This is a genomic window from Rhodococcus tibetensis (assembly GCF_024438035.1).
Classification (GTDB): Bacteria; Actinomycetota; Actinomycetes; order Mycobacteriales; family Mycobacteriaceae; genus Rhodococcus_F; species Rhodococcus_F tibetensis.
This window is the reverse complement of the sequence record NZ_JANFQF010000042.1, coordinates 1-9,628: the sequence shown is the minus strand read 5'-3', so window position 1 is coordinate 9,628 and position 9,628 is coordinate 1. Positions and strand designations below refer to the sequence as shown.

The following is a 9,628-nucleotide window of genomic DNA, read 5'->3' as shown; positions in this document are numbered from 1 at the left end:
CGCGGCTACGTCGACGCCGTCATCCCCCCCTCCCACACCCGCGGACAGATCGTGGCCGCCCTGCGCCTCCTCGAACGCAAAATGGTCACCCTCCCGCCCAAGAAGCATGGGAACATCCCCCTATGACCGCTTTCACGGAAGAGCGCACGGAGAACGGCTCGGACAAGACGGCCACGCAGTCGTCTGTCAACGGTTCGGCCGCCGAGGCTGCGCTCGCGGATGCGGACACCACGGCGTTGCCGACTGACCAGCCGGCTGCCACCGCCTCCGAGCCCTTTGTGAGGGTGATCAAGGGCTCGCCCACCGACGCGGAGCTCGCGGCGCTGGTCACCGTGCTGATGGCCGCCGCAAGCAACGGCAGCGGAGACCCGGATTCACACCTTCCGCCGGAGTCCTGGGGCGCTCCCACGCGCATGCACCGCCGTGTGGCGCCGTTCTCGCCGTACGCGTTCCCGAACGTCTCGGCTTCCCGGCGTTGACGGTGTTGCTGCCGGTCGTCGTCGGGCGAGAACTGTGACGTCGTTCGTACTTGCCTCGGCCTCCCCGGCGCGGCTCGCTGTTCTGCGCAGCGCCGGGGTCGAGCCGATCGTGCGGGTGTCCGGAGTCGACGAGGACGCCCTCATCACGGCACTCGGTGCCGAGGCACCCCCGGAGCATGTCGTCACCGAACTGGCCCGCGCCAAGGCGAAGGACGTGCTGCCCGGCCTGGCGAGCGAGGGGCTCTCCGACTTCGTGGTGGTCGGATGTGACTCCATGCTGCTCCTCGACGGCGAGTTGCAGGGCAAGCCCGGGTCTGTCGAGGTGGCACGCTCTCGCTGGGCGTCCATGGCCGGCCGTAGCGCCACCCTGCTCACCGGGCACAGTGTTCTGCGGGTGGTGGACGGCTCGGTGATCGGCGACGCCCACGAGTCCAGCGCCACCGTGGTCCATTTCGCCAGTCCTCACGACGCCGACCTCGAGGCGTATCTCGCCACGGGCGAACCCCTCCAGGTTGCGGGCGCGTTCACGCTCGACAGTCTCGGTGGGTGGTTCGTCGATCGCATCGACGGCGATCCGTCAAGCGTGATCGGGATCGGCCTGCCCCTCGTGCGCACCCTGCTCGGCCGGGTGGGCGTAGGTATCGCCGAGTTGTGGGCGACCTCAGGCCGTACCGACTGACTCGGCTTCGCCCGGCCGGTTCCGCCGCGGAAGCGTGAGCGACGCCACGCCGATCGCCGCGGCCACCGCCGAGATGATCCACAAGACGCGACGCTCGGCCTGCAGGAACGCCTCCCCGGCCGCGGCACGGGTGGATTCTCGGGCGGCGACCACAGCGGAATCGGCGATCTGCTTCCCCGAAGCACCGAAGGCCGTCGCGCTTCCCGACCCGAGAGACCGGCAGCCTTCCGGCACCTTCATCGGAGAGGTGGAACCGAGTTGGTCCGTCGCACACCGCACGAAGCTCTCCTCGGCCCGGGCGACGAGGGCCGACGGCACACCTACTCGTGCCAGCTCCGCGGTCAAGGCCGGCCGCTCCGCTTGAACAGCCGCCGACGACTGCGTGGCGACCAAGTTGAAGAACACCACACCGATCACTGCGAGGCCGAGGGAACTGCCCACCTGCTGGACCGTCGGCAACAAGCCGGACACCGAGCCCGCATTCGCCGGTCGCACAGTGGCGAGGATCGCCGTCTGCAGCGGCGCCACGAACAACCCGAGCCCCGCACCGCCGATGAACAGGGGGCCGGCGAGGGCCGCCCACCGTGGATCGGTTCCTTCATGCTGAAGCTGCGCGGCCAGCACGACGAGGGAGCCCGCGAACAGGAGCATTCCCAGCGGAAGCACAAGATTGCCGATTCTGCGGTAGACCAGCGAAGACGCCAGCGCGGCGAGACCGGTCCCGAGTGCCCACGGCAACGTCATCACTCCCGCCCGCAACGGGGAGAAGCCGAAGCCGAACTGAAGGGTGAGCGAGATGGTGAAGATCAGCGAGGTCAGTGTCCCGAAGAACACGAAGGCGATGGCGGCGCCGAGCGAGAACGCCCGATCGGTGAACAGTTCCAGCCGCAGCACCGGGTCGCCGCCCCGTCGTCCGAGGCGCCACTCGTACACGACGAAAGCGATGAGTACCGGCACCGAACAGGCCAGCATCACCACGATCGGCGTCGGCCAGTTCCGTTCGCGCCCCTCCGCCAGCGGGAAGATGAGCAGGAAGAGGCCTACCGCCGACAGGACGGCTCCGCCCACGTCGAGTCGCCGGACACCGTCGGCCTTTGCGTCGACGAGATAGAAGTACCCGAGCGCCAGCGCGGCGATGCCGAGCGGGATGTTGACGAAGAAGATGAGGCGCCACCCCCAGCCGAGCAGATCCCACTGAATGAGAAGGCCGCCGACGAGGGGACCGGAAATCGTGGCGAGCCCGATGGTCGCCCCATAGATACCGAAGACTCGCGGGTGCGACCGTTTGGGGAACAGGCCGGAGATGATCGCGAAGGTCTGGGCGGACATCGATCCGGCAGCCAGGCCCTGTATGGCCCGGGACAGGACCAGTTCCATCGGCGTCTGCGCCAGCCCGCAAAGCAGGGACGCGAGAACGAACAGGGCCAGCGCGGTGAGGAAGACCCGGCGCCTGCCGAGCAGATCACCCAACCGAGCGGCCGTGATCAGCGAACATGCGAACGAGAGGGTGTATACGCTCACCATCAGCAGTTGGGCGGACACGGAAGCGCCCAGATCGACCGCGATACTGGGCAGCGCAACGTTGACGATCGTGGCGTCGAGGAGTTGCATGAACACGGCAGCGAGACTGGTGGCGAGACCCAGCCACGGGGCCCAGCGACCGAGTTCTCTGCGGTCGAGGACGTCATGCTGTGTCACGGGCATCCGCCCAGGCTAATAGCTCGAAGTGTGCCGTGGGTTGTGACGTAGTTCAAAGTTTCGAGATGGTACGCCAGGAATTTGCAGCGTAGGGGGCGTTTGATCGACACTTGACTGGACCGGAACCGACCTGTAATCAATCTCCGTACCTCGTTACCTCTCGCGGTAAGGCACTCAGTGCCGCATCCTGTTGCGAGACGCTCGTGCACGACCGAACTCGCTCACCTCGACTTCGACTACCTCAGGAGCCGCTCGATGGACTTGAACTTGATCACCCACTGGAAGCCACAGCCTGGGCGGGTCGTCGAGTGGAAAGTCACGGACGCGAGCGCACGAGCGGCTGCGCAGGCCCCGATCGACCCTGCCTTGCCGACCACCATGCAGGAACGACACCTGAGGCGAGCACGACTCGCCGCGAGCAACGGGGAGACGCAGTCCCCCTGGATCGGTATCGCGTTCGATTTCCCCGGCAGGCTCGACATGGCCGCCATGACGCGGACCCTCGAACGTTATGTTCTGCGCCACGACACACTGCACAGCTGGTTCTCGTTCGCCGACCCGGCGGCAGACCCCACGGATACGGCGAATCCCATTCGGCGACACGTCGTTCCAGCTGAGTCCATTGACCTCACCGCAGTCGAGGGTGACGTTCTCGACACCCCTGAGCAGGTGCGCGACCATGTCGCAGCGCGCTTCGCGAACGACACCAGCGCGCTCGGCTGGCCGGCTTTCGTGTTCGGTGCAGTCGAGCACTACGCGACGGATTCACCCGACGCCGAGGCGAGCTTCACCCTCTTCCACGCGATCGACCATGCGCACACCGACATGCAGTCGATGATCCTGATGTTCGCCGAGACGCGGATGATCTATCAGGCCGAACTCGACGGTGTGGAGCCGGAATTGCCGGACCCTGGCAGCTATGTGGAATACAGTCGGCGCGAGCGGGAGAAGGCCGCGACGTTGACGATGGCGTCTCCGCAGGTGCACGGCTGGATCGGTCATCTCACCCGTAACGGAGGAAGCTTCCCGAGCTTCCCACTCGACCTCGGCGCGGACGACGCGCCGAAGCCGGCCATCGGCAGCCGATTCGACCTGGCCGACGCGCAGGAGTGCGAACTCTTCGGTGCCGCGTGCAAGGCCAATGGCGCCAACTTCATCGGCGGTGTGTTCGCGGCCCTCGCGATCACCGAGCACGAATTGGTCGGGCGCGAGCGTTACATGGCGCTCTCCCCGGTGACCACCCGCAACGATCCGCAGTTCTACTGGTCTCAGGGTTGGTTCATCAACCTCATTCCGGTCGGGTTCGAACTGGGCGGAGCCACGACGTTCGCGGGGCTCGCCCAGCGTGCGCAGGAGGCGTATCACTCAGGGAAGTCACTCAGCGAGGTGTCGGTGCAACAGGTGATCGACACGGTGCTGGCCGCGTCGGGCCCGGGCACCCTGTCACAGCACACCACCCTCACACCTCCCCCGATCGTGTCATACATCGACGGACGCAGGTTGCCCGATACCGAGAACTATTCGTCCAGCCGCGCCACCGGCATCGTGGGAGGGAAGGCAACGCAGATCGCCTCCATCTGGATCAACCGGGTGCTCGAGGGAACGTGGATGGCCATCTCCCACCCCGATACCCAGGAAGCGCACCGCTCTGTCGCCGCATATGCCGGACGCCTGTCGACCATCATGAAAACCGTAGCCCGCGAGGGGGATTACACGATTTCGCACTTCGCTCCGGCGGCCTCGGGATCTCTCTCGCCAAAGGGGGCGCGCTAGTGCACGTCACGTCCATCGACAAGTACATGCTCGAACCCGGCCTCGTGACGGAATGGTCCGTGAACCCCGGCGTGGTGTCGCAGTCGGCGGTACCGCCGTCCTACAACCAGCAGTTCCACCTCGACACTGCCCGCACCCACGGGATGGGGCGAAGTGTGTGGATGGCAGCGGCTTTCGATCTTCCGGGCCGGCTCGACAAGGAGGCGCTCGAACACGCGCTCGTCCACTTCATCCGGCGTCACGACACCCTGCAGACCGGGTTCGACGTCACCCCCGACGCGTTGATGCGTGTCGATCTCGACCCCGCCGCCATCTCGGTGGTCGCCTCCGACGCTGCTCTCACGTCGTCTTCCGAAGAGCTTCGTGACCACCTGCGACAACGCTTCACCGAGGCCTGCGACCCCTTGACGTTTCCCGCGTATCTCTTCGCGACGATCGAGCGGGACGACCACTACACGGTGGTCAGTGCCTTCGATCACACTCTGGTCGACGGCTACTCTCTGGTCATCGCACTGGGCGAACTCCGGCAGATTTACCAGAAACTGGTGTCGCACGGCGGGTCCCGCGACCTCACCGATGCCGAATTGACAACGGAACTCGGCGATCCCGGTAGCTTCCTGCGGTACTGCGAGCTCGAGGCCGAGACGCCGGTCACCGAACTGGGTGATCCCCGGGTTCGTGAATGGGCACGGTTCTACGAGCGGTGCGGCGGTACCGCGCCCAGTTTCCCGTTGGACCTGGGTGTCGAAGCCGGCAAACCGGCGCCGCAGGGCGCCGATGTCCGTCCGCTACTGGGTGCCGCCCACGCCGAACGCTTCGAGGAGATCTGCTTCGACTCCGGCGGAAGCCTGTTCACCGGCACGCTCACCGCGATGGGTTTGGCCGTCCAGTCGATCAACGGCACTTCCCGGATGCCGTTGCAGTTTCCGCTGCACATCCGCCAGGACCCACAGTGGGCCAACGCACTGGGATGGCTCACGACGAGTGCGCCGCTGACCGTGGAGGTGACCCCCGACGGCGACTTCCAGTCCTCGCTGGCGCACACCCACGCGTCCTTCCGTACCGCCCTGACCTTGAAGGGCGTAACGATGGCCCAGGTACGTGAATCGCTCGGCGACGCGTACCGACGGACCCGGACCGACGTGTTCATGGTGTCCTACATCGACTACCGCAGACTCCCGGGCACCGACGACCACGACGAGTTGAACGCTCACCACATCAGCAACGTGACCGTCGCGGACGACGCGCAGTTCTGGATCTCACGAACGGGGCGGGGACTCGCGCTTCGCTCGCGGTTCCCCGAAACTCCCACGGCCCGCCGTGCGGTCACCGAATTCCTCGAACGGTTGCGCGAGATCATGCTGGACATCTGCGAGAACGGCGTGGCACCCATCGCGGAACTGACCACTCAGCTGCATCTCGAGGGCACTCCCGTCATCTGACTCCGGCCGAGTTCGGTGGTCGGACGGACCGAGAATGCGTTGCCGCATTGCCAGTGCAATCTGGACCGCCCGCGACCGTGCACGGCCCGCGACCTCGCCACCGAAGAGATCGTCGACGCTGGCGGTCCACAACTCCACCCATCGGTCGAAGTGCCGGTCGCTGAATCCGTGCCGGCCGTGTAGGCCGCGGTGGACGGCGAGGACGCGGCCACGGTAGCTGCCGTTTCCCAGAAGGGCCGACTCCCAGAAGTCGCACATGACGGGGAGATGGTCCTCGAGGCCGACAGTCGCGAGTGTGTCGAACGCCGGCCCGAGGATCGGATCGGCGAATGCCCGTGCGTAGAAGTGCCGTAGCAGCAACTCCAGGTCGGCGCGCGTCGAGATGTCGTGCATCAAACCTCCGTTCCGGGGCGAATCTACGCGTGCCGACCGCTCTGCGGCGAAGCCCGACACGGTTACTGTGAACGCCGTTCGGACGAACTCGAGGTGTCGGCCTAGAATTGGCTTTCGTCCGACCGTGTCTGTCCCGTCGTCCAATCCCGCAGGAGCCCGCCCGTGCCCGTAGCGCCAGATCCCACTCCCTCCTTCGCCGAGTACGCCCACCCCGAACGGCTCGTGTCGACCGAGTGGCTGAACGCACATCTGGGAGCGCCCGGCCTCAAGGTCGTGGAGTCGGATGAAGACGTGCTTCTCTACGACGTCGGCCACATCCCCGGCGCCGTGAAGATCGACTGGCACCTCGACCTGAACGATCCGGTCACCCGCGACTACATCGACGGCGAGAGGTTCGCGGAGCTGATGAGCCGGAAGGGCATCAGCCGGGACGACACCGTCGTAATCTACGGCGACAAGAGCAACTGGTGGGCTGCGTACGCGCTCTGGGTGTTCACTCTCTTCGGGCACGAGGACGTTCGCCTCCTCGACGGTGGCCGGGATGCGTGGATCGCCGAGAACCGGGACACCGCGTTCGACGTACCCGAGACCTCCCCCACCGATTATCCGGTGGTGGAGCGAAACGACGCCCCGATCCGGGCGTTCAAGGACGACGTGCTCGGGCACCTCGGCAAGGGTCCGCTGATCGACGTGCGTTCCCCTCAGGAGTACACCGGCGAGCGGACGCACATGCCCGACTACCCGGAGGAAGGCGCACTGCGCGGCGGTCATATCCCGAGTGCGCAGAGCATTCCGTGGGCCAAGGCAGCCGCGCCGGACAGCCGTTTCCGCTCCCGCAACGAACTGAACGAGATCTACAGCGGCGTGTCCGCCGCCGACGACATCGTCGCGTACTGCCGGATCGGTGAACGTTCGAGCCACACCTGGTTCGTGCTCAACCACCTGCTCGGTTACCCACAGGTGCGCAACTACGACGGCTCGTGGACCGAGTGGGGTAACACCGTGCGCGTGCCCATCGTCAGGGGTGAGGAGCCGGGCGATGTCCCTGGCTCGTCGTCATGACCGTAATGCCCGATTCGCTTGCCGAGATCGTCGACGACTTCGCTGCCGTCGACGGCTCCGACAAGCTCCAGTTGCTGCTCGAGTTCAGCCGTGAACTCGAACCGTTGCCTGCCGAATTGGAACAGGACGCGATGGAGCCCGTTCCGGAGTGCCAGTCGCCGCTCTTCCTGTCGGTGGACAGTTCCGACCCCGAGCACGTGCGACTGCATTTCAGCGCACCCCCGGAGGCGCCGACTACCCGTGGTTTCGCGTCGATCCTCCAGCAGGGCCTCGACGGCCACAGCACCGATACGATCCTCGGTGTCCCGGACGACTTCTACTCCGCGCTCGGCCTGGCCGACGCTGTCAGCCCGCTACGGTTGCGCGGCATGTCTGCGATGCTCGCGCGGATCAAGCGGCATCTGCGCGGCTAGGCCGGATGCGACGACAGACTGATGGAATTCACCGAACTCGCCGATTACCCGATACCCGTGGGAGCACTCACCGAGTGGTTGCCGTGTGCGCGCTCGGCGTGGGTCGACGACCCACGCCCGGCGTCCTACATCCACGAAGCTCACCTGCGCCGCTGCGCGGCCGCCGACGGGCGTGAGTCCTGGCTCGGTACTGCGTTCGAGATCGAGGGCGGCCTCGATGTCGCAGCTTTTCAGTCGGCACTCGAGAAGTGGACCGACCGGCATGAGGTGCTGCGCTCACACACCTCGTTCGATCCGGATAACGACACCATCCGACGGCGCACGGTGCCTGCCGGCGGGTTACACATCGGCGTCGTCAGCCACGGGTACGACGCCGCCGGCGGTGACAACTTCACCCACCTGCAGCAACTGTTCGACGGGTACGCGTCTCCGCACAGCTGGCCGTCCTATGTGTTCGCGACACTCGAGCCGGTGGAGCGTGATCGATTCACCGTCTTCTTCGCCGCCGATCACTCGATCATCGACGGGTTCTCGATCGTGCTGGTGGCACACGAACTGAGCGCACTGTACGAGGAGATCGTGTCGGGTCGGGCCGCCAACCTGTTCCCGGTCGGGAGTTACGTCGATTTCGGACGGGAGGAGCGTGAGACCCCCGTCGACGCCGACGTGCAGCGCGAGGCGCTCGACGTGTGGCGCTGCGCGCTCGCGGACCGAGGGCTGCCGGAGTTCCCGCTCGAGATCGGCCCGCGCACCCACGATGCGCAGCAGAACCTGTCGGCGTGGATCCTCGATGCCGACCGGGCTGCGGCCTTTTCTGCGGCGTGCAGAGACGCCGAGGTGGGGTTCTTTTCCGGCCTTCTGGCGTGCCTGGGCCTCGCCGGCGCGGAAGTTGCCGGGCACCATCGTTTTCGCACCGTCACGCCTGTCCACACGCGGCATGCGCCCCAGTGGGCGTCGGCGCTCGGGTGGTTCGTCGGCCTCAGCCCGGTTGAATTCGAGATTCCCTCCCACGAGTTCGGGGATGTGGCTCGCGCAGCCGAGGCGAGCATGGGGCGGACCAGGCCGATCGCCGTCGTCCCGTTCGACCGGATCGAGAAGGAACTCGACCTCCCCGTTCGACCTCGCTTCGTCGTCTCCTACATGGACGTCCGATTCGTCCCGGATGCGGGCCAGTGGGTCGAGCGCAATGCCCGGGCACTGCGAAGCCGGCAATACACGCACGACGTGTATGCATGGGTCAATCGCACACCCCGGGGGGTCAACCTGGCAGTGCGCTATCCAGGCAACGACATCGCCGCGGCGAGCGTTCACACCTGGGTCGCGAGCCTTCGGCGGCAACTGGAACAGGTTTCAGTAAGCTACCCGGCGGTAGGGCGTGAAGCCTCGCTGAACCCCTGACTGGAAATCGCGATCCGGTGACGACCGCGTTCCCTTCGGTGCTTAGACTCCGAAGTGAGGCCCGTAAACCCACCGCTGGTGTGACCTCACGGAACCACCGCGGCGACCGACCACATGAACCACAGGAGGCTCAGTGCCCAGTCATGCCAGCGCGCAGATCACGAAGGTGCTCGTCGCGAATCGCGGTGAGATTGCAGTGCGGGTGATCCGGGCCGCAGCCGATGCCGGGTACACCAGTGTCGCCGTCTACGCCGAACCCGACGCCGATGCCCCGTTCGTGCGCCTGGCCGA

10 protein-coding genes are annotated in these 9,628 nt (G+C 66.2%); 9 read left to right on the top strand and 1 reads right to left on the bottom strand.

The features are described from left to right. The 3 genes from NOF53_RS27305 to NOF53_RS27295 form a co-directional block, all read left to right on the top strand. On the top strand, nt 1–126 hold a 126-nt coding region (locus tag NOF53_RS27305; RefSeq protein ID WP_255974774.1), incomplete at its 5' end, for a carboxyl transferase domain-containing protein. Next, nucleotides 123–479 (top strand): acyl-CoA carboxylase subunit epsilon, encoded by a 357-nt coding sequence (locus tag NOF53_RS27300; protein ID WP_255974768.1) that lies wholly within the window; start codon nt 123–125, stop codon nt 477–479. The genes NOF53_RS27305 and NOF53_RS27300, both read left to right, overlap by 4 nt. 34 nt (nt 480–513) lie before the next feature. Beyond that, nucleotides 514–1,158, top strand: coding sequence for a Maf family protein (locus NOF53_RS27295; RefSeq protein ID WP_255974766.1), 645 nt, complete (start codon nt 514–516; stop codon nt 1,156–1,158). On the opposite strand, the gene NOF53_RS27290 is transcribed toward NOF53_RS27295, so the two are convergent. Further along, a complete protein-coding gene (locus tag NOF53_RS27290) occupies nt 1,141–2,862 on the bottom strand; it encodes an MFS transporter (protein WP_255974764.1) in 1,722 nt (573 codons plus the stop codon). The genes NOF53_RS27295 and NOF53_RS27290 overlap by 18 nt on opposite strands. 249 nt (nt 2,863–3,111) lie before the next feature. Between NOF53_RS27290 and NOF53_RS27285 the strand changes: the two genes are divergently transcribed. From NOF53_RS27285 to NOF53_RS27255, 6 genes are all read left to right on the top strand, one after another. Further along, nucleotides 3,112–4,629: a condensation domain-containing protein gene (locus tag NOF53_RS27285; protein WP_255974762.1), complete on the top strand. Its 1,518-nt coding sequence runs from the start codon at nt 3,112–3,114 to the stop codon at nt 4,627–4,629. Further along, nucleotides 4,629–6,071 (top strand): condensation domain-containing protein, encoded by a 1,443-nt coding sequence (locus NOF53_RS27280; protein ID WP_255974760.1) that lies wholly within the window; start codon nt 4,629–4,631, stop codon nt 6,069–6,071. Before NOF53_RS27285 ends, NOF53_RS27280 begins: the two co-directional genes overlap by 1 nt. A 555-nt stretch (nt 6,072–6,626) precedes the next feature. Beyond that, nucleotides 6,627–7,526: a sulfurtransferase gene (locus NOF53_RS27270; RefSeq protein ID WP_255974758.1), complete on the top strand. Its 900-nt coding sequence runs from the start codon at nt 6,627–6,629 to the stop codon at nt 7,524–7,526. After that, entirely contained in the window at nt 7,523–7,939 is a 417-nt protein-coding gene (locus NOF53_RS27265) for a SufE family protein (RefSeq protein ID WP_255974756.1), read from the top strand. The genes NOF53_RS27270 and NOF53_RS27265 overlap by 4 nt, the downstream gene beginning before the upstream one ends. A gap of 21 nt (nt 7,940–7,960) precedes the next feature. Beyond that, nucleotides 7,961–9,337 carry a condensation domain-containing protein gene (locus tag NOF53_RS27260; protein ID WP_255974754.1) on the top strand — a complete coding sequence of 459 codons (1,377 nt, stop codon included), beginning with the start codon at nt 7,961–7,963 and terminating at the stop codon, nt 9,335–9,337. A gap of 133 nt (nt 9,338–9,470) precedes the next feature. Beyond that, nucleotides 9,471–9,628, top strand: a 158-nt coding sequence (locus NOF53_RS27255) for a biotin carboxylase N-terminal domain-containing protein (protein WP_255974770.1), incomplete at its 3' end; no start/stop codon positions are given.

What these genes read in the sequence shown, in the direction of transcription:
- NOF53_RS27300 (WP_255974768.1), top strand. Translation starts at nt 123, where the DNA reads ATGACCGCTTTCACGGAAGAGCGCACGGAGAACGGCTCGGACAAGACG.
- NOF53_RS27290 (WP_255974764.1), bottom strand. Translation starts at nt 2,862, where the DNA reads ATGCCCGTGACACAGCATGACGTCCTCGACCGCAGAGAACTCGGTCGC.
- NOF53_RS27285 (WP_255974762.1), top strand. Translation starts at nt 3,112, where the DNA reads ATGGACTTGAACTTGATCACCCACTGGAAGCCACAGCCTGGGCGGGTC.
- NOF53_RS27265 (WP_255974756.1), top strand. Translation starts at nt 7,523, where the DNA reads ATGACCGTAATGCCCGATTCGCTTGCCGAGATCGTCGACGACTTCGCT.
- NOF53_RS27260 (WP_255974754.1), top strand. Translation starts at nt 7,961, where the DNA reads ATGGAATTCACCGAACTCGCCGATTACCCGATACCCGTGGGAGCACTC.